The organism is Anaerobacillus alkalidiazotrophicus, assembly GCF_001866055.1.
Genome location: NZ_MLQS01000030.1, coordinates 621,965 through 641,823 on the forward strand (window position 1 = coordinate 621,965; position 19,859 = coordinate 641,823).

A 19,859-nucleotide genomic window follows, 5' to 3' on the forward strand; every position below is an offset into this window, starting at 1 on the left:
TTTAAAGTGAAAATTATATTACTACTTCTAAAGATAATAGCTTTTTTATTGACAAGGCCATACCATTCTTTTATGATTGTAGAAGTTTTTGCCATAAACATAGGGTTTAGTAATAAAGAAAAGGTTGTGATACGTTGTTTACTTTAGAATTACCTGTTACTGATCCTGTTCTTATTTTTGCCTTGGCTATGGTTATTTTTTTATTAGCGCCAATTATTATGAACCGATTAAGAATTCCAGGTATCATTGGACTTATTTTTGCTGGGATCTTCGTTGGTCCTAATGGTTTAGGTATTTTAGATCGAGATCCTACAATTGTATTATTAGGAACTGTCGGACTTTTATATATCATTTTCATTGCAGGCTTAGAAATAGATTTAGATGGATTTCAAAAATATCGAAATAGAAGCTTAGTATTTGGTTTATTGTCTTTTTCGATACCTTTTGCCTTAGGAATTGCGCTAGGGATCATGATGGAATATTCTATTCCCGCAGCGATCTTACTCGGTTCAATACTTGGTTCTCATACGTTACTCGCATATCCCATTGCTAGTCGTCTTGGAGTCGCGAAGAACAAGGCTGTTACGACCGCAGTTGGTGGGTTAATTATGACCGATACACTAGCCTTGTTAGTGTTAGCCATTATTGCTGGGATGAAACAAGGCGACATAAATATTATTTTTTGGGTACAACTAATTGTTTCTTTAACTCTTTTTTCACTTGTTGTGTTATTTGGAGTACCTGTCATTGCAAAGTTCTTTTTCCGTAATATGAGTAGTCATGGTTCGATGGAATATATCTTTGTCATGTCAGTATTGTTTGTATGTGCCTATCTGGCTATTGTTGCTGGTGTTCAACCGATTATTGGTGCTTTCTTAGCGGGGCTAGCGTTGAATAGATTAATTTTCGAACAAGGTCCATTAATGAACCGGATAAAATTTATCGGAAATGCGATATTTATTCCTTTTTTTCTTCTTTCCGTTGGAATGTTAATGGATTTTCGAGTGCTTCTTGAAGAGCCGAAAGCGTTAATTTTTGCTTTCTCGATTGTTGTCTTAGTTAACATTGGAAAAATGTCTGCAGCATGGATATCTGGGGAAATTTATCGATATTCAAAGGATGAAGTTAAATTAATGTACGGGTTAACAATTCCACAAGCAGCAGCTACTTTAGCAGCGACACTTGTTGGATACGAATTAGGTTTGTTTAGCTTAGCTCTTGTCAATGGGATTATCATTATGATTTTAGTAACTTGTATGATTGGACCCTATCTAGTTGAAAAATATAGTCGCAAAATTGCTGAGGCGGAAGAAGAACAGCCGTATGAACGAAGTCAGGCACCGGAACGAATATTAATACCTTTAGCAAATCCAAAAACAATAGAAGGGCTGTTTGATTTGGCATTCATTATTAAAACTCCGACATCAAATGAGCCGTTGTATCCGATCTCAGTTGTCAGAGAAAATGGGGGAGACGAAGCAGCAAAAGTGGCAGAGGCGGAAAAGATGCTTGGTCATGCAGTGATGTACGCAGCAGGTGCTGACATACCAATTCGTCTTTTAACAAGAGTTGATTATAATGCAGCCTCAGGAATTATTCGAGCTATGACAGATACGAGAATTTCTACCGTAATTGTAGGTTGGAATGGGAAACTTTCAACACCTCAAAAAATATTAGGTGGGATTTTAGATCAAATTTTAGAGCAGACAAACCAGATGATGTTAGTGGCAAAGCTTATTCATCCTTTAAATACAACAAAGCGAATTGTTTTGATTTTACCCCATTTAAGTTCTAAGAAGCCTGGATTTAAGGAAAGTATTCGTATTGTAAAGTTAATGGCAAATCGTTTGGGAGCTACTTTGCTTTGTTTAGTTGTAAAAGGAGATCAAAACTATTATGGAAAGCTCGTTAATGAACAAAAGCCAGACGTAGATGTGACATTAGAAACAGTAGATAAGTGGATGCACTTGGAAGAAAACTATTTACACCGTTTTAAAAAAGACGAGTTAATAATTGTCATTAGTGCTCGTCGTGGGACGGTTGCTTGGCATCCGTATTTAGAGAAATTACCAAGGAAAATATCAAAATCAACGTCTGAGAATTTTATTGTTATATTTCCTGAAGAAGTAGAAACGGTTGATCTTAGAGGTTCAAGGGGAACTACTTTACCAACAACATTTCTTCCAGATAGAGAATATGATCATTAATATAGGCAAAAATATTCTAGAGGTGAATGGTACATGGAGGAAATCGTAATTATTTGTCCTAGCTGTCAAAAACGAGATGCTCTAGAGAATGTTTTAACTGCTCAATCAAATCAAAATGTCATTTATGAATGTTCTTATTGCCATTTTAGCAAACGTAATATTGAAACGAGTAAAGGGTAAGTCACTTTAAGTGTTCTTACCTTTTTCAGTATTTAGATAAAGTAAGGGAGTGTTAGTTTCTCATTTAAGAAGTGTGAAAACACTGTAATGTAATCTTGAAAAAACACTTCTTGCTTATTTATAGGTACATGCTATAATTATTAGGACCAAGTGCTAATATCAACTTATTGTATTAAAATAAAAGGAGGACTTTCGATGTACTTATCGTTAGAAAATCGTACATTTGTCGTAATGGGAGTTGCGAATAAACGTAGTATTGCCTGGGGAATAGCTCAATCGTTATCAAAAGCAGGAGCTAGACTTATTTTTACATATGCAGGAGAAAGACTTGAAAAAAATGTGAAGGATTTAGTTGCAACATTAGAGCGAGAAGATCATCTAGTTTTATCATGTGATATCTCAAGCGATGAAGAAATAGATGCAACATTTAACACAATTAAAGAAGAAGTAGGCGTTATTCATGGTATTGCCCACTGTATCGCATTTGCTAATAAAGACGAGTTAGGTGGAGAATATTTAGCTACTACACGAGAAGGCTTTTTACTTGCTCAAAATATTAGTGCTTACTCTTTAACAGCTGTAACTAAGGCTGCTCGTGAGCTTATGACAGAAGGCGGAAGCATCATTACACTTACATATTTAGGTGGAGAGCGCGTAGTTAAGCATTACAATGTAATGGGTGTTGCTAAAGCGTCATTAGATGCTAGTGTGAAATATTTAGCTAATGATCTTGGCCAAGAAGGGATTCGTGTAAATGCAATTTCTGCTGGTCCAATTCGTACGCTAGCAGCAAAAGGGATTTCTGACTTCAATAAAGTTGTGGAAGAGTTTGAAGAAAATGCTCCGTTAAGAAGAACGGTGACACAAGAAGAAGTAGGAGACGCTGCTCTATTCTTAATGAGTGATTTATCTAGAGGAATAACTGGAGAGATCCTTCACGTTGATGGTGGATATAATGTTATTGGCTTAATGAAAAATGAGTAAAATTTTGAATTAATAAAAGTCTGTGATTTACGATTGTTCGTAAGTTGCAGACTTTTTTTGTTTATTCAATTTTGTGAATTTCTACTATATAAAATATTGTAATGTGTAATATTTGTAAATGAAGTTCATCTAAAAATTAGGGATTTCTCGAAGCTATAAATAAAGGAAATCAATTATTGTTGCGCAAGCTAAACTGTCTAACTAAAATTAGGATCAACTTGTGCTCACCATTCTAAGATCATAAAAATATTATAAAAAAAGAGTATGTTAATGAATTTCATAATTGTTTATTTTCGTTACTCTGATACTAAATGTTGTTGGATGAAGACCGTTTCCAACAACATTTAGACTTATGCAGCTCCATTTAGGTTATTATGAAATTCACTCATGTATCAAATTTTACCAATATTTAAGAATAATAGGTAAAGGAGAGTCGAGGGGATGGCGAACATTCAAGATATTCGTAATCAAACACCAAAAGGCTCTAACCGTCGTGATATATCAAGGATAACGAAGATTGCCAGACACCATACTGCAACTACTGGTGGAGATTTCTGGAGTTTTTGGAATAATCGTTGGAGAGGTCTAGGTTGGTCTACTGGTGGTTATCATGAAATCATTCTTCAAGATGGAACAGTGCAACTTTGTTATGATCCAACTGTCATTACCAATGGTGTAGGTGGACATAACAGTACAACGTATCATATCGCAATGGTAGGTAATGGCTCATTTACTGAACTTCAAGAAAAAGTATGGCAAGAACGAGCAAATATTGCAATAAATCGCTTTAATCTTACTGTGAATGACGTATTAGGTCATCGTGAATTTGCAAATCAAAGTACACAATGTCCGGGAATTGATATGAATAAAATTAGAAATGAATTGAGAAACAGTTCAGCAAAAGGGTCCACTCCATCAACAAGTACTGGTGGACATATACTCCGCCTAGGTAGCAAAGGAGAAGAAGTAAGAAAGCTGCAAAATGACTTACTAAAAGCAGGAGAAGAGTTACCAAGGTTTGGAGCAGATGGAGACTTTGGATCAGAAACAGAGGCAGCCGTAAGGTCTTTCCAGCAAAAGCATGGATTAAAAGTAGATGGTATCGCTGGTCCTAAGACGTTAGGAAAGTTAGCGGAAGTGTTGAGAAGTAGCTCAAATAAAGGCCCCGTATCCTCCCCTAATCCTGGAGGACTAATCCTACGCCAGGGAGACAAAGGAGAAGAAGTAAGAAAGTTGCAAAATGACTTACTAAAAGCAGGAGAAGAGTTACCAAGGTTTGGAGCAGACGGAGACTTTGGATCAGAAACAGAGGCGGCAGTCAGGTCGTTCCAACAAAAGCTAGGGTTAACGGTCGATGGAATAGCAGGTCCGAAGACGTTAGGTAAGTTAGCGGAATTGTTGAGTAACAGCACAGATAAAGGGGCTGTATCCTCCCCAAATATAGGAGGTTTAATCCTTCGTAACGGAGACAAAGGAGAAGAAGTAAGAAAGCTGCAAAATGACTTACTAAAAGCCGGAGAAGAGTTACCAAGGTTTGGAGCAGACGGAGATTTTGGAGCAGAAACAGAAGCAGCAGTCAGGTCATTCCAACAAAAGCATGGATTAACAGTAGATGGTATCGCTGGCCCTAAAACGCTAGGGAAGTTAGCGGAAGTGTTGAAAAAGAAAAGTTCTGATAATAGTCTGTTTAAAGATGTACCTAGTAATCATTCAGCCTATGAAGCGATAAAGTTCGTTCATGACAAAGGAATTATGAAAGGGTTTGAAGAAGGTACATTCCGTCCTAATCAACATGTGACAAGAGGAGAGTTAGCTCAGATTATTCAAAATCTAGTAAATAAATGAGAAGTTGCCCACCAACTATTGGTAGGGTATTTTTTTGCTGTCTGAAAGTAAATTGTTTACCTGTCAGGACTTTAATAACCAAATTTATTACCTCTTTAAATCATAAAAGTCTTGAGGTTTAATGTAGGACATTCCAAGTATTTCCATTTTGTGGAAAGTCAATGGGAGATAAAAATAGTGCCCAAATCTTTTAGTTTTAATAAAAAAATAAGGTCAAGTACAAACAAAATTAGTCTTTTTACATACATATAGTAGTAGGAGGCCGGCCTCTACACTAGGTTGGAGGTGAGAATCATGCATAAAACTTCAGGATATGCGCTTGTTTTAGTGCTGTTTATCCTACTAGTTATTATTGGAACTGCTTACGTTTGGTAATGAAATAGATAAATGTCTTATAAGGTTGTTGAGTGAATTTTTCTCAACAACCTTTCTTTGCATAATCAGAATTTATAAATTTCTAACTTGGAAACTGTCTAGCTCCAGGCGCCATCGGCTCGATCACTTCAGACAAGCAACGGACTTCAATTACTGCTTGAGATCCTTCGTCGATTAGCCTCATGCAGTTTTGCTTCGAGGAAGCTTGCTACGAAGCTATGCTAGAAGACGCAGAAGCACATAGATTTCGGTCAAAAACCCGACCGTTACGAGCTGGTCTTCCAGTGTTTGTCGCCGATACGCGGGCGCCTTGCGCTTTTCTTGTAGTATCAGAATTTATAAATTTCTAACTTGGAAACTGTCTAGCTTCAGCGCCTACGAGCTCGGTCACTTCAGTCAAGCAACGGATTTCGATTACTGCTTGAGATCCTTCGTAGATTAGCTTCATGCAGCTTTGCTTCGAGGAAGCTTGCTACGAAGCTATACTAGAAGACGCAGAAGCACGTAAACGTAAGAAGCCAAAGAGCGGCTTCTGTCAAAGGCCGCCCCAGTGAAGCTACTGCTTGGATTACTTCGAAGCTGCTTTGCGACGAGCAAACGGAGTGGCACAGGAGCAGCTGCTCGTGACCAAGGCGCTTGCGCTTTTCTTAAGTACATTTTATAAAGAATAAAAATTTAGCTTGTACGAAGTTGGTAGTACTGTTTATTAAGAGAAGGATAATACAGCGACTTAATCGAAAAAGGACATGGTTTATGTTTTAGTTTTTATAAAATGATGTTTCATTCTTAAATTTCTTTCATATGCTAAAAAAGAGTATTCATTTAAGTAAAGAGATGGACTTGTTAAAAGATTAAAGCCTTACGTAAAAAAAGTTTTCTGAAAGAGAAGGTGATAAATATGAGTGTAAGTTGGCTTGAATTATTATTAATAATCTTAGCAAGCTTTCGCCTTACTAGATTAATTGTCTTTGATACGATCACACAATTTCTTCGTAGTCCATTTCTTGAAGTTGTTGAAGAAACATTACCAGATGGAACTGTCGCATCATATATTCAACCAAAAGGCACAGGGATTAAAAAGTTTTTTGGAGAGCTATTAAGTTGCTATTGGTGTACAGGATTTTGGTGCTCGTTAGTCATCGTTTTAGGATATCTTTGGTACCCATTTATCATGTATCCATTCATTCTTATTTTTGCGGTTGCAGGAGCAGCTTCTTTTCTCGAAACAATTCTTGGAAAGTTAGTAGAAGATTAAAAGAAAACTAGGTGGGTGAAAAAATGAAAGGAGTTATTCTTGCAGGAGGAACAGGTTCTCGTTTAAGTCCGATAACGAAAATTATGAATAAACATCTTCTTCCAGTGGGACCTAACCCGATGATTTTTTGGTCGATATTTAAATTAAAAGAAGCAGGGATCAAAGACATTTTAATTTTAACTAATCGGGAGCATTTAAGCTCGTTCATTCAGTTATTGGGGTTAGGGGAAGATCTAGAGGTAAATCTAAATTATAAGGTACAAGAAGGTGCAAAAGGAATAGCTGATGCTGTTTCATATGCAAAACCGTTTGTAAAAGATGAAAAGTTTCTTGTGATTTTAGGAGATAACATTTTTGAAGATTCCCTTAGTCCCTACATTCAATCATTTAAAAACCAGGAAAGAGGTGCACGCGTTTTATTAAAAGAAGTTGGTGATACGACTCGGTTTGGTGCAGCTTTATTAAATGAAAAAAATAACGTGATTTCATCCATCGTTGAAAAGCCAAAATCAGTCATTTCTCCTTATTGTGTCACTGGTATATACATGTACGATGATAGTGTTTTTGAATTAATTGACTGGATCCAAGTATCAGAACGTGGTGAGCTAGAAATTTCAGATGTTAACAATCTGTATGCTAGTGAAGAACAATTGCAATTCGATATTTTGAAAGGCTGGTGGATAGATGCAGGAACGTGGCAATCTTATTATCAGGCCAATTCTTTTATTTATGATTGGTTAAATACTGAAAAAGGAAGGGAGTTGCAGTATTGAGGCAAGAGCTATTAATTACAGGTGGGGCTGGTTTTATTGGATTAAATTTTATCGAACATCTTTTAAGAAATCTAAAAACAACATCACCAATTCTTTTTTCATTTTTTAAGTGAAAAACTATTTAACAAAAAAGCTTATTAGATTGGCATTAATGATCGATTAATGATTTTCTTTGAATAATTCAGGTTTATAATACATTAGATATAGAGAAGATTAATTTTAGTGATTTTAAAAAGAAGCTCCAAACAGACCAAGGATAGAAAAGACTTTTTAATGACCAATATTTGGTGCAGATATGGAAAAATATTTTTGAAGAGGTGAGGTGAATGAAAACTCTAATTGTTACGGATAACGAGTTTTTGTATAAAAATTTTTTGCGGATTATTCGAAAAGTTAACTTGGAGTTTGAAAGTTTTGATTTTAGATATTCGAATAACAACTCTGCCCTTAAAATTAAGTATGAACGAAGCGATGATTTTAAACCTGTTAATGTGAAAGAAGAGCTTGAGTGTATAATAAACACTTATGAACTTGTTATATCATTACATTGTAAGCAGTTATTTCCAAAAAAACTTGTTGAAAATATAAGATGTATCAATATTCATCCGGGGTATAACCCTTATAATAGAGGGTGGTTTCCTCAAGTTTTTAGTATATTAAATGATTTACCTGCAGGAGTAACAATTCATGAAATGGATGAGCATTTAGATCATGGTCAAATTATTGTGCAAAAAAAGATTGATATTTCCTCTTGGGATACTTCTGAATCCGTGTATAAAAGAATCTTAGAAGTGGAGTTAGAACTTATAGAAAAACACTTATCTAATATTTTAGAGAAGAAATATAAAGCATTTACTCCTAAATTCGAAGGAAACGTTAATTATAAATCAGATTTTAATGACTTGTGTCATTTGGACTTGAATAAAAGTACAACTTTAAAAGAGGCTATTAATTTATTACGTGCTTTATCCCATGGTATATATAAGAATGCCTATTTCATCGATGAAGAAGGTAATAAAATTTGGGTGAAAGTAGAGTTAGAAAAGGATTAACATCTAGTAGGAGGGATACTATGTCAAATAATGGACACATAAAATAGAGATTTTCTTCAAACTAGCGCGATTTGCTTGCTGGCCATTCTATCAAATTAAGGGACGTAACCCTTAACTTGATAGAGTGGACAATATCTACGCAACTGGCTTTACTTTTAAGCTTTTAAAATACTTTTTTAATAGGCAATCGGTGACAGATGACTATTTGCAGAATGAATTCTTTTGTAGTTATAAAAGCTGACAATGTATTCAAAAATACTTCGTTTTGCTTGCTCACGAGTTTTATAGTTTTCATGGAAAATCAGTTCTCTCTTAATGACGGGATTTATCATGTCAGTAATTTGGGCGCTTGTAGCTGGTTTGAGTTTGCGAGATTTATATTTTTAGAATCTGGGTACGATCCTTCCCTTGTTAAACCAGTAAGTACAAAAGAATACGGTGCAATCAGTGAAAGACCGAAGTTTTCTATCATGAGTAACGAAGCACTAATAAATGAAGGAATTAAACCTTTACGACCTTAGCAAAGCGCAGTACAAGAATTTATAAGAAGGTAAGAGTTATCTTCATGATTGAAGGGGTTAAGGGAAGCGTATCACGAAGCACTGTGATAATCGTGGTTTTTTGGCGGGAATTATTCGTGATAGTGAAGGAATGTTAGAAACCTTTGCTCAAGCATCAATTCAATGAGTTATCCAGGGGTTATTAAAGCCTTTCATTATCAGGCCATCAAGATGATCTTTGGTACTTTCCTGTTGGTAATGCTCAAGTTGTTTTACATGATTTGAGAAAACATTCGCCTCCAGATGAGAAACGAATTCCATATAATGATCACAGTATTGGTTTTGATTGGAGGAAAAATCATAGATAAGAATTAAATCTTAACTAACGACTGTAGTTAACTGTTTATGAATAAAAAGTATATATAAAATGTATGCATGAATATGAATAGAAAACTTTGTCTGTCAACATTCGAAATGGTTTAAAGTTAACAAGGGGAGAGTAGGTCAATGCCGCCAAAAGTATCGGTTATACTAACTAGCTACAATCGACCAAACTTAATTGGAAAAACGATTGAAAGTGTGATTAATCAAACATTGAAAGACTGGGAATTGTTTATTATGGATGATGCCTCTAATAAAGAAACGATAGCTGTAATAAGTTCCTATTTAAACGACCGACGTATTCATTATGTAAACAGTGGTGTAAAGAATGAGGAACGTTATAAAACAACGAGATACGCCACACTAATTAACGAAGCGATTCCAATGACTAAGGGAAAGTACTTAACCTATTTAACGGATGATACTGTTTATTTTCCAAGGCGTTTACAGTTGATGTCGGAATTTTTAGATAAACGACCTTCCATTGATATCGTCTATTCAAGTCAAAAGGTACAAATTTTAAATGAACAATTAAAAATGGTTGCAGAGCGTAAGAGAAATGCTTCAAGAATTTTAAGGAAAGCTGCTAATATTGTTGATCATTGCTCTGTGATGCATACGAGAAGAATTGCTGAACAAGTGTTTAAAAAATATAATAGCTACTGGGATGATCAGCCAGAGTGTTGGCATAACGGGGATGCAGTATTTTGGATGCGCTTAAATGAGTTTCAACCATTTTATCCTATATCTGATATGTTAGATCAAACGATTAAATCACCGCAATGTTTTCAATTTTTGAATAGACATTTACCAAATGTACTACCAAATGGAACAATTGTTCAAGCGGTATCGTCGGAAATTTTTATCATTGATCAGAAAAAAAGGCGTAAAATTACACCGCAAATGTTTACCGCATTAAAGTATGATAAGGGTAAAATTGTCGAGATTACTGATCCATTACTGTTTAAATATACGTTAGGACAAGAGGTTGATCAATCAGTGTTTTCAAATTCGCAGTTGTTTCCTAACAATAGACTTGTAAAAGGAACAAATAATTCTCAAATTTACTATATAGAAAATAATCAAAAACGATTGGTACAGCAGCAAGCGTTTAAAAGATTTGGGTTTAAAACTAGTGAAATTATTCCTGTTACTAACGGTTTGCTTTCAGAAATTACAACCGGGAACCCATTAGAGGCAATCATCAGACCTCATTCGGTTATTCCAGATAATTTTGTTTTCCTGATCGGTTCAGCATATTATTTAAGTATGGAAAATCAATTGCACTTAATTGAAATAAATATTTTAAAGAGACTAAAATTACTAACCTCCAAAATAATCCAATTGAATAAGGCAGAAGCTACTATGTTAAAACAAGGTGCACCGTTAAATTGGGGATTTCGAAAATAAAGTATAGAACGAAAAAGTTCATTTAACTTCTTTCTATCTTTCTATATATTTTACAAAAAGGAGTTATTATGGAACAGATTAGAACATTAAGGAACTTGAAATTAGTTGATTATCGTAATATATGCGAAGTGAAAAATTTTAAAGATTTAGAAAATCAGTTTACCAAAAAAAATCACTTTTATCTAATCGAACAACCAGAAAAAATAACTGTCATACCTCCGTCTAATGCACCGGTCGCAAAGGATTTTATTCCCACTAGTTGTACAACAAATGAATTTTATCTTGCAAGAATAAATGATGGAATATGTATTAAAAACCAAATTATAACGTATGGAGATAAATACATTTTACCGGACACTTTTCGAAATTATGATCTAGATCCACCGCACCGATCATTACAATATAATAGAATTACTAATAGCTTTCTAATAAAAAATAAGCTAACTAAGCAAATCTTCGTGCCTGGCGATAGTATTTTTTTGAGTGGAGAAAACTCAAACGGTTTCGGTCATTTTTTGTTAGAGGTTATATCGAGGCTTTGGATTACACAATATTTAGATATTAGTCAGTATAAAATTTTGATGAATCCACATGATCGAAAGCGGTGGCAACTTGATCTTTTAAGAGCACTGGGAATAAGGTCAAAACAAATTGTTTATTTACATCACCCGACTAAATGTGAACGACTTCATATTCCGGTTCAATCATTTGTTTTGAGAAAATATGCATCTACATTCGCTTCTTCTATTTGGCAAAAAATAGCTGATTACTACGATGATGGTCTCGGTCCTAAAAAAATTTATGTTTCAAGGTCAAAATTAAATAAGAAAAGAAGAATATTACGCAATGAACTTGCAGTTGAACAGCTGTTTGCTTCACACGGTTTTATGATTATTCACCCTCAAGAATTAACTATTAAGCAACAAATTAACTTTTTTAGAAATGCAGAGATGATTGCTGGACCTTCAGGCTCTGCAATGTATAATTGTGTCTTCCAAAACAACCCTACAATAAAACTGATTCTTACTCCTAGTAATTTTTTTAAATTAAGTGACGTATTAATTAATACATTGAACAAAGGAAAATTGCATTATTTTACTGGAGAAACTGTTGATGTAACACTCCCAGAAAACGTTGCAGATTGGACGATTGATACTGGAATACTTCAGAAATATCTACATAATTTGTTAAATGAAATGTCTTAAATTATCTATTTTTAAATGAGCTTATTTCTTCTACTTATTATACAAGAAACTATTCAGAATTATTTTCAAAAGAGAATTGAATTATTGAATTATAAAATAAAAAATAGAGACTTGAAAATTAATCAAATAAATCTGGGTCTATTGGGGGAGGAAAGCAGGTCTCTAGAGGATAAATTGGAATTTTCAAAGTCATTTTTAAAAAAGGGCATATCAAATAAATCACAAATAATGGATTTTTAAAATATGTACTTTAAGATAGAGTCTTGGCTCTGTATAAGGACAGCAGATTTTTAATGGTTGAAAGTAAATTTGCGAAATTTACTTTTTCTACTTCCTTGAACCACGCATTGGCATGGTGGCACATGCCGATGAAATACGATCGAATATTCCAATGTCTTGAACTACGTCCCCTTATCAATTTTTTTGTCGTTTGATACAACGCTCGACCTAAGTACGTAAAGCATGACATTTATACTATTCCTTACTATCACGTTTTACTCTAGGAAAGAGAGGAGAGTTATCCTTCGTCAATGTATAAAAGATCCGTCCATAGGCAAATTCAGAGCATGGTGTTGGACATTTTCAATTTCCAAAAATCTATGTTGATAAAAAAGAGGTGTTTTAATGATTACTATCAGTTTGTGTATGATCGTTAAAGATGAGGAAGCAACATTATGGAATTGTTTAAATTCAGCAAAAGACATAGCCGATGAAATGATAATTGTTGATACTGGGTCAACGGATCGTTCTAAAGAGATCGCAAAAGAATTTACGGATAAAATTTACGATTTTGAATGGGTTGGTGATTTTGCAGCTGCACGAAATTATTCATTCAGCCACGCAACAATGGAGTATATTTTATGGCTTGACGCAGATGATGTATTACTTCCAGAAGATCAACAAAAATTATTAGAATTAAAAAACACTCTAGATCCTTCGATTGACTCAGTATCCATGATTTATAATTATGGATTTGATAAATATGGAAATGTAACACTAAGTTTTCGGAGAAATAGATTGGTAAAAAGAAGCAAGAATTTCCAATGGTATGGTGATTGTCATGTTTATTTACAAGTGAACGGGGAAATTTTGGATACAGATATTTGTGTATCCCATAAACGAATTCATCATTCAAGTGGAAGAAATTTAGCAATCTATGAAAAAAGAATAGCAAAGGGAGATGTGTTTTCGCCTCGTGATTACTATTATTATGCTAAGGAGCTTATGGAAAATGGCTTCCATGAAAAAGCAATTGAAAACTTCAATATTTTTCTGAACATGAAAGGCGGGTGGAGAGAGGATAAAATTGCAGCTTGTGGGAAGCTGGGCGATTGTTATGGGAAAATTGGAGATGTGAAAAAACAAAAAGAAGCGATTTTTAAATCTTTTGAATATGACTCCCCTCGTCCTGAAATATGTTGCCGTTTAGGTAATTTACTTAAGAAAGATCGCAATTACAAGGCTGCAAAATTTTGGTATGAACTAGCAACTAAATATGAAAGACCTAAAGATAATTGGGGCTTTTTTAATGAAGCATATACCACTTGGATACCACATCTTAACCTATGTGTTTGTTATTACTATTTAGGAAACTATGAAAAAGCATATGAACACAATGAAATTGCAAGAGAGTATCGACCGCAGGATAAGAGTATATTATACAATAAACAGTTAATAGAAAATAAGTTTTAAATTAAACGTTCCATTATTCTTCCTATAATCAAAAGAAACGCTAAACTACGAATTCAGATGTGGCGGCTTATTCCCCGAATCGTTGCTGCATCAACATTAAACGGACCGACCTTTGGAGTCAGTCCGTTTTCCTTTTTTTGGGCAGATTACGTTTTTCGTTCAGTTGCTGGTTTTGAGCCAAATACGATCTGGCACGATTGATTAGGAATACTAAATTTTTGGTTCGTCTTCGCCATTCACAATGGCAAATTACGTCTAATTCCCTTCATATAATTAGGGGACGCACACAGTAAGTCGGTGGTTTATTTTATTTATGAGATTAGGCAAGCACCCATCCGGACATTGTCACGGGACCATCAACACCACTATCTGTGGTTGCTGAACCAAACAATTGGATAACGTGATGACCTACTGGAAGATTTTCAATAATTGAGTGGAATGTCACTTGCTGTGAATCCGGGGGCTCAATAAACACGTCAGTTAGTCCTTGTTCGACACCATCTATTTCGACAGTTAAATCTACCAGCGTACTTGCAGCGGGAGTTTCCAACCCAACCGAAGACATGATTTCAAGAAATGATACTGGAGCAGCGACATTTATAAAAGAGTCTGTTTGGATCGAAAACAGACTCTTTATTTACTACTCAATTTTCCTAACGCATTTTGCTATTTAGATGAAATAGTCATAGTTTAAGTAATTTTTGTTAGCCACATCCAATAGCAGCAAAACTCTTATATTCTTATAGAGTTTCACGGCAACACAACGACTTTTTCAGAACACGAAGCGCAAAATTTGGCATATTGGATACACGTTTCCATTGAGTCATTTGGCTCCATAGGCCACCATCGGATAGCTCCCATGGGTGCTATCGATGCATAGTTCTCGATTTCTGCAGGAATACGGCCTACAACTACTACTTCGATCTCCTTAAAGTTGGTTTCTATGCCCCTTTGAAGAGTCTTAAACAATTGGGCATGCTTTTTTGCAGGATCGGAGTGGGGAATAGGAAACAGGATCGATACTTTCGTAGAATCTTCATGAATAATATGAGCAGATTTCCGCGCAGGATGATCTGTGGTTGTCTCCCACACACGTCCATATGGGACTTGCTCAGGTAAACCCAGTTCTTTCACTCGCGTATAGATTCTCCTATGATAATAATTTTTTAGTTCTCTTACGAGGATTTGAATCTGTTTATTTCTATGAAAAGTGGAGTTATTTCCATTTTCATTCCGATATTGGATATAGAGCAAATCCGGAATCGCTACGTACTTAGTACAAAGAAACGTCCGAATTAGCATGTCGTAATCGTCTGCAACCAACAGTTCTTCGCGATGGCCTCCAATCAGATGGTAACAATCCCTCGTCCACGCACGAGGATGATTTGGTAAACCGACCAAATGACGGATGGTATTCCCGTTGATCGCCGTTTGTTTCAGCACATTTTGTCGCCGGTTCATTTGGTGGACCCAGACTCGATAATAAATACTGTATCCAAACCCGCAATCCCAGCCATACCAATGAGAATGATTGTTTCCTGCATAAACTTCAGCACAATCCCCATAAGCAAAGCCGCACTCAGGATGTTGTTGAAATGCATGGACGATTTTCTCCAGACAGTCAGGGGTTAGCTCGTCATCATGATCTACTTCAACTAAAATCTCTCCTGTACATAGACCTGCTGCATACCGTTTGATGGCACCTATGTAGCCATTGCCAAAATCTTGACGATACCTCCTTACACGGGAATCGTCTAGAGGCAGCAAAAATTGGTTGTAGGTTTCATCTTCATCACCGGAATCATCTACAATCACCCATTCCCAATTGGGGTAGGTCTGATTCAATAGGGAACGATAAGGTCGCTGAATTTTTTTTTGAGATTTGCAGCTAGCTGTGAAAACGGATACTAAGGGAGTATCTGAAGAAAATCGAGTAGAGAGAATGGTTTTGTTTTCAGGGAGAGGATCGGTACGTTTGAGCCAGCAGTAAAATAATTTCGAGGGTTGAATCTCTGCTGGAGAATTGTAATGCAACCAACGTTTTCTCTCGTGAAGTGGTAACGCATTTAGTGTTCGAAATTCTTCCCACTCCGTTCCCAATGAAAGGTAGATGTGAGGATTTTTGGGGTTTATACCCAATAATTCATCATCAGTTTCATATAACTTTACTGTTATTCCGCTTTCATCCAGTCTGCCGATCATATCTTTCAATCCATCCCATGATTTCTTCCTTGAAACAAATAGATGAGTTGTTAAAAGTGGAGTTTTATTCGGTGACATTTTCTTCCTCCTTTTTAATAAATGCGATCAATTATAAATTAGTGTTAATTTATAGTCTTCACGACTCTTATTCATTTTCTTTATCATCCTCACTCCTTTTTATAGATAAATATGAGAAAGAGTAGTTAAAGTATTCATCAAATTTTCAAGTAAGATCAATAGATATTTCATTGGTTGGGTTCTATTACCAGATCAATAGCCATATGTTTTAGGGTAAAGAAAGGAGTTGACAAATCGTTCAATCATGATGAAAATTCCATTTTTACGGCCTAATCTGGTAAAGCAAGAAGCGTTGACTCCATATATATCTGAGATAGAAGCATCACGAATATACAGTAATTTCGGCCCCCTTAATACACGCTTTGAACATCGAGTATTGGATGAATACTTTGATAACATAGGAGCTGTTACAACAGTCAACAATGCTACCATCGGCTTGATATTAGCTATTTCGCAATGTAAACGACCAAAGGGGAAATATGCCTTAATGCCAAGCTTTACGTTTGCAGCCACCCCCCTTGCGGCTTTATGGTGTGGCTTAGAACCTTTTTTCGTAGATATTCGTCCGGATGACTGGTGCATGGATGAGAAGCTCCTTTGTGAGTGGCTACAAATACTTGGGGATCAAGTAGCCACTGTCATTCCATATGCTGCGTTTGGTACAAATATGGACCTCGACTTCTATCGACAGGTTAACGAGTCTGGGGTACCAGTGGTTGTAGATGCTGCTGCCAGCTTTGGTGTGACGGGAAGTCAAAATCATTTTGGAAGGGGATTTCCAGGTTGTGTAGTGTTTAGCTTTCACGCTACCAAATCGTTTGGAGTTGGTGAAGGAGGGTTAGTTTACAGTGCAAACAAGGATTTAATATCCAAGATTCGTCAAGCTGAGAATTTTGGTTTTTCTGCGAGCAGAGAAACTACCTTGCCGGGTTTAAATGGGAAAATGTCCGAATACAATGCAGCAATCGCCTTATCTACTTTGGATGTTTTTGTGCAAAAAATAAAAGCAAGGCAGCAAGTTCATTCTTGGTACCTCGAACAACTTCATCAAAAAAATTTCTTTGGTAAGGGCTGGACAATTCAAAAATCTGAAGGGGAAATCCCTTATCAATTTATGCCTATTTGTTGCCCAGAAGGTCGACAAAATGTTGACGTCATTCATGCTCTTTCGAATCAAAACATCGAAGCCCGAACTTATTTTTCTCCACCTTGCCATCAGCAACCCCTTTTTATAAGGTATCCTAATACAGACTTAAAAGTTACGGAGAGGATATCCAGCCGAATTTTGAGTCTGCCTCTATGGGAAGAAATGACCAATCAAGATGTTTGTTTGATTGTAGAAGGGATGGTTTTATCATAAAGGAGCTAGGATTTGGGGATGTGGTGGTCACGGTCGTGAAGTCCTTCCTTTGTGATCAAATCGGAATTGAAGTAGTCGGATTTCTGAATGAACGACCTGATTTAAAAGGGCAGATAATAGATGATGTTCCAGTTTTAGGAGATCTGCCAGATATCATTTCGTTACAAAATCAAGTTAAGGTTGTATGTGCTGGAGTGGGGATCCATTTCTAAGGAAAATCATATATCCTTATATACAACTAAACATTTTTCGAGAAGGAGGGGAGCTAGTGGGACTTCCATTGGTTAGCATCGTCATACCTGCGTATAACCGACCGCATACTCTAAAAATAGCCATCGACAGTGTATTGGAACAAACCTACGAAAATATTGAAATCATCATCTGTGATGATAGTACAGATAATCGAGTACAAGAAATGCTTGATCCTTACTTACATTCATTTCCTCAAATCAAATATTATAAAAATGAACGGAATTTATTTCTTGAAAATTGGCACAAATGCTTTGATCTTGCATCAGGAGAATATATCAATTACTTGATGGATGATGACGTGTTTCAAAAAGAAAAAATCGCAAAAATGATCTATTTTTTTAATGAATTCGAAAATATTACACTTGTCACTTCTTATCGACAAACCATCGATGAATCAGGTCATTTTCTTTCTCCTATCCGTGCTACGGCTAGGCTATATGAAGAAACTAGGGTATTTGACGGAAAGGTGTTGGGGAATATTGCATTAACTCGTTGTCTTAATGTTATCGGTGAACCGACAACGGTGTTATTTAGAAAAAAAGACCTTACCGAACGATATGGAGTTTACAAAGGGAAACAGTATTCTCTGATCAATGATCTAGCTGCCTGGTTGTCATTGCTATCCAAGGGAAAAGCAGTCTATATTCCGGAAGCACTTAGTTATTTTCGATTACATCCCAATCAAAATAACAATACAATGGGACTACATGCTTTTAGTGAATGGTTGGATATTATAATTGCCTCGCGAAAAGAAGGTTTTCTTGAAACGAACGAGTTATTCAAAACTGCTCTTCACTCTTATCGTGAACGTGTGAAGGACTATCATCAATTTGTAGAAGATATCAAGCGAATTGAAATGATATTAAAAACGTTAGACTAAAAATCTAGCTTTGAGACCTGTGTTGCTTTAAAACAGGATAACCAAATCATTTAGAATATTTATACCATTTGATAAATATAAGCCCTTAACAGGACATGAAAATAAAAACCCCCTTATTTCTATGGAAACAAGGGTAGAGGGTAATATTAATTTTAAGTGAATTTTTGTAGCAATCAGGATATTAAATTGCTATTATACCTTTCTCGTAAAGCGGTATTTTTGATTCCGAGATTATTGTGAAATCGAAATTATCCCATATTTCCGAACCATCAATCAATAATTTAAAATATTTTAGGGGTTGGGGTGAAAAATAGTGGATTTAAAAGAAGGAATGAATATTCTAGTAGTTGGCAAACCGAAAACTGGTACTACAGTGATTTCAAAAAATATACAAAACTCTATACCTAATGCTTCTTATTATTTAGAGCCATCAAATGAAAGGTTTTTTTTATCATACCCTCCAGAAAATGGGAATAAATTAAACGTAGTAAAGGTCTTGTATGAACAGTACACTAAAGACATATTGCAGAAAGTGATAAATAATGATTATCCTTTTAAATTTGATAAAATTATTTTTATTATACGCGATCCTCGAGATGAGTTTATTTCTTCATTGATGTACTGGATCTTTAATTATATTAGAACAGTAAAAGAACCGAAGTTATCTCATATCAAAGAGTGGCAGGAGCTTGTCAAACAAAAAGAAATTAATCCTGGGTCCATTTCAGCTGTTCAATTGAATGAAAAGGTTGTAGAGATCAGCAACCGAAATTTTTTGCAATACCAGATTCTTTTTTTCAAAGATTATTATAATTTTTTACAAAAGCTATCAACAAATCATTATATTTTAAGATATGAGGATTTTATTCAATATAAAATCGGTAGTTTGGAAAAGTACTTAGGTTTTTCTTTATTAAGTTCAAGGGATGTAGGGCATCTCAAAAGAACCAACAGATCTGGCAACTATAACAATTGGAAAACCTTTTTTACCGATCAGGATATAAAATTTTTTCGGCACCATTTAGAAAAAGAAATGGCAAATGTAGGTTATACAGATTTCCAGCTTACTCCTGTAAATAAACTAAATGAACAGCATTTCTCAATATATCTGAATAATCTTATTCATGAAGCAACTCAGACTAGAATCGGAAATAAAAACAGTGAATAAGTTTTAATTTACAAGTGAACTGAAATTATAGTATGTGCATTACTAATAGTTTCCACCGTT

Annotated in this window: 18 protein-coding genes and 2 pseudogenes; 17 read left to right on the plus strand and 3 right to left on the minus strand. The window is 35.3% G+C overall.

Annotated elements, in window-relative coordinates:
- Positions 1 to 134 precede the first annotated feature (134 nt).
- The 8 genes from BKP45_RS18875 (at position 135) to BKP45_RS18900 (ending at position 8,671) form a co-directional block, all read left to right on the plus strand.
- On the plus strand, positions 135 to 2,207 hold the full coding sequence (locus BKP45_RS18875; RefSeq protein ID WP_322788163.1) for a cation:proton antiporter: 2,073 nt from the start codon (positions 135 to 137) through the stop codon (positions 2,205 to 2,207).
- Positions 2,208 to 2,240: 33 nt separating this feature from the next.
- A complete protein-coding gene (locus tag BKP45_RS22725; protein WP_169823186.1) occupies positions 2,241 to 2,387 on the plus strand; it encodes a hypothetical protein in 147 nt (48 codons plus the stop codon).
- Positions 2,388 to 2,582: 195 nt separating this feature from the next.
- On the plus strand, positions 2,583 to 3,371 hold the full coding sequence (gene fabI, locus BKP45_RS18880) for an enoyl-ACP reductase FabI (protein WP_071390115.1): 789 nt from the start codon (positions 2,583 to 2,585) through the stop codon (positions 3,369 to 3,371).
- Positions 3,372 to 3,812: 441 nt separating this feature from the next.
- Positions 3,813 to 5,216: a peptidoglycan-binding protein gene (locus BKP45_RS18885; protein ID WP_071390116.1), complete on the plus strand. Its 1,404-nt coding sequence runs from the start codon at positions 3,813 to 3,815 to the stop codon at positions 5,214 to 5,216.
- Positions 5,217 to 5,510: 294 nt separating this feature from the next.
- Positions 5,511 to 5,591: a YjcZ family sporulation protein gene (locus BKP45_RS21830; protein ID WP_084034865.1), complete on the plus strand. Its 81-nt coding sequence runs from the start codon at positions 5,511 to 5,513 to the stop codon at positions 5,589 to 5,591.
- Positions 5,592 to 6,489: 898 nt separating this feature from the next.
- Positions 6,490 to 6,846: a DUF1360 domain-containing protein gene (locus BKP45_RS18890; protein WP_071390117.1), complete on the plus strand. Its 357-nt coding sequence runs from the start codon at positions 6,490 to 6,492 to the stop codon at positions 6,844 to 6,846.
- Positions 6,847 to 6,869: 23 nt separating this feature from the next.
- Positions 6,870 to 7,619, plus strand: a complete 750-nt coding sequence (locus BKP45_RS18895; RefSeq protein WP_071390118.1) for a sugar phosphate nucleotidyltransferase — start codon at positions 6,870 to 6,872, stop codon at positions 7,617 to 7,619.
- A 326-nt stretch (positions 7,620 to 7,945) separates the two neighbouring features.
- On the plus strand, positions 7,946 to 8,671 hold the full coding sequence (locus BKP45_RS18900; protein ID WP_071390119.1) for a dTDP-4-amino-4,6-dideoxyglucose formyltransferase: 726 nt from the start codon (positions 7,946 to 7,948) through the stop codon (positions 8,669 to 8,671).
- Positions 8,672 to 8,806: 135 nt separating this feature from the next.
- Here the strand turns inward: BKP45_RS18900 and BKP45_RS23645 are convergent.
- Positions 8,807 to 8,994, minus strand: a pseudogene (locus BKP45_RS23645) (IS3 family transposase); the annotation flags it as partial.
- On the opposite strand from BKP45_RS23645, the gene BKP45_RS22735 reads away from it, so the two are divergent.
- The 5 genes and pseudogenes from BKP45_RS22735 (at position 8,965) to BKP45_RS18920 (ending at position 13,859) form a co-directional block, all read left to right on the plus strand.
- Positions 8,965 to 9,192, plus strand: coding sequence for a sugar nucleotide-binding protein (locus BKP45_RS22735; protein WP_084787910.1), 228 nt, complete (start codon positions 8,965 to 8,967; stop codon positions 9,190 to 9,192). The pseudogene BKP45_RS23645 and the gene BKP45_RS22735 overlap by 30 nt on opposite strands.
- A gap of 44 nt (positions 9,193 to 9,236) precedes the next feature.
- A pseudogene (locus BKP45_RS23145) lies at positions 9,237 to 9,539 on the plus strand (dTDP-4-dehydrorhamnose 3,5-epimerase family protein).
- A gap of 139 nt (positions 9,540 to 9,678) precedes the next feature.
- Positions 9,679 to 10,962, plus strand: a complete 1,284-nt coding sequence (locus BKP45_RS18910) for a glycosyltransferase family 2 protein (protein ID WP_071390121.1) — start codon at positions 9,679 to 9,681, stop codon at positions 10,960 to 10,962.
- A gap of 68 nt (positions 10,963 to 11,030) precedes the next feature.
- Entirely contained in the window at positions 11,031 to 12,167 is a 1,137-nt protein-coding gene (locus BKP45_RS18915) for a glycosyltransferase family 61 protein (protein WP_071390122.1), read from the plus strand.
- Between the two features lie 624 nt (positions 12,168 to 12,791).
- Entirely contained in the window at positions 12,792 to 13,859 is a 1,068-nt protein-coding gene (locus tag BKP45_RS18920) for a glycosyltransferase (protein WP_071390123.1), read from the plus strand.
- A 319-nt stretch (positions 13,860 to 14,178) separates the two neighbouring features.
- Here the strand turns inward: BKP45_RS18920 and BKP45_RS23410 are convergent, their stop codons facing one another.
- On the minus strand, positions 14,179 to 14,304 hold the full coding sequence (locus BKP45_RS23410; protein WP_281243167.1) for a hypothetical protein: 126 nt from the start codon (positions 14,302 to 14,304) through the stop codon (positions 14,179 to 14,181).
- 305 nt (positions 14,305 to 14,609) lie between these two features.
- Positions 14,610 to 16,139: a glycosyltransferase gene (locus BKP45_RS18930; protein ID WP_071390125.1), complete on the minus strand. Its 1,530-nt coding sequence runs from the start codon at positions 16,137 to 16,139 to the stop codon at positions 14,610 to 14,612.
- Between the two features lie 244 nt (positions 16,140 to 16,383).
- Between BKP45_RS18930 and BKP45_RS18935 the strand changes: the two genes are divergently transcribed.
- The 4 genes from BKP45_RS18935 (at position 16,384) to BKP45_RS18945 (ending at position 19,799) form a co-directional block, all read left to right on the plus strand.
- Entirely contained in the window at positions 16,384 to 17,499 is a 1,116-nt protein-coding gene (locus BKP45_RS18935) for a DegT/DnrJ/EryC1/StrS family aminotransferase (protein ID WP_071390126.1), read from the plus strand.
- Positions 17,500 to 17,534: 35 nt separating this feature from the next.
- A complete protein-coding gene (locus BKP45_RS22740; protein ID WP_169824110.1) occupies positions 17,535 to 17,711 on the plus strand; it encodes a nucleoside-diphosphate sugar epimerase/dehydratase in 177 nt (58 codons plus the stop codon).
- A gap of 56 nt (positions 17,712 to 17,767) precedes the next feature.
- The gene (locus tag BKP45_RS18940; RefSeq protein WP_071390127.1) at positions 17,768 to 18,631 is read left to right on the plus strand and encodes a glycosyltransferase family 2 protein; all 864 of its coding nucleotides are present in this window, start codon (positions 17,768 to 17,770) and stop codon (positions 18,629 to 18,631) included.
- A gap of 313 nt (positions 18,632 to 18,944) precedes the next feature.
- On the plus strand, positions 18,945 to 19,799 hold the full coding sequence (locus tag BKP45_RS18945) for a sulfotransferase domain-containing protein (protein ID WP_071390128.1): 855 nt from the start codon (positions 18,945 to 18,947) through the stop codon (positions 19,797 to 19,799).
- The last annotated feature ends 60 nt before the right edge of the window (positions 19,800 to 19,859 follow it).

Excerpts from the sequence above, each read along its gene's own strand:
- BKP45_RS22725 (WP_169823186.1), top strand. The coding sequence starts at position 2,241 with ATGGAGGAAATCGTAATTATTTGTCCTAGCTGTCAAAAACGAGATGCT.
- fabI (WP_071390115.1), top strand. The coding sequence starts at position 2,583 with ATGTACTTATCGTTAGAAAATCGTACATTTGTCGTAATGGGAGTTGCG.
- BKP45_RS18885 (WP_071390116.1), top strand. The coding sequence starts at position 3,813 with ATGGCGAACATTCAAGATATTCGTAATCAAACACCAAAAGGCTCTAAC.
- BKP45_RS21830 (WP_084034865.1), top strand. The coding sequence starts at position 5,511 with ATGCATAAAACTTCAGGATATGCGCTTGTTTTAGTGCTGTTTATCCTA.
- BKP45_RS18890 (WP_071390117.1), top strand. The coding sequence starts at position 6,490 with ATGAGTGTAAGTTGGCTTGAATTATTATTAATAATCTTAGCAAGCTTT.
- BKP45_RS18895 (WP_071390118.1), top strand. The coding sequence starts at position 6,870 with ATGAAAGGAGTTATTCTTGCAGGAGGAACAGGTTCTCGTTTAAGTCCG.
- BKP45_RS18900 (WP_071390119.1), top strand. The coding sequence starts at position 7,946 with ATGAAAACTCTAATTGTTACGGATAACGAGTTTTTGTATAAAAATTTT.
- BKP45_RS22735 (WP_084787910.1), top strand. The coding sequence starts at position 8,965 with ATGGAAAATCAGTTCTCTCTTAATGACGGGATTTATCATGTCAGTAAT.
- BKP45_RS18910 (WP_071390121.1), top strand. The coding sequence starts at position 9,679 with ATGCCGCCAAAAGTATCGGTTATACTAACTAGCTACAATCGACCAAAC.
- BKP45_RS18915 (WP_071390122.1), top strand. The coding sequence starts at position 11,031 with ATGGAACAGATTAGAACATTAAGGAACTTGAAATTAGTTGATTATCGT.
- BKP45_RS18920 (WP_071390123.1), top strand. The coding sequence starts at position 12,792 with ATGATTACTATCAGTTTGTGTATGATCGTTAAAGATGAGGAAGCAACA.
- BKP45_RS18930 (WP_071390125.1), bottom strand. The coding sequence starts at position 16,139 with ATGTCACCGAATAAAACTCCACTTTTAACAACTCATCTATTTGTTTCA.
- BKP45_RS18935 (WP_071390126.1), top strand. The coding sequence starts at position 16,384 with ATGATGAAAATTCCATTTTTACGGCCTAATCTGGTAAAGCAAGAAGCG.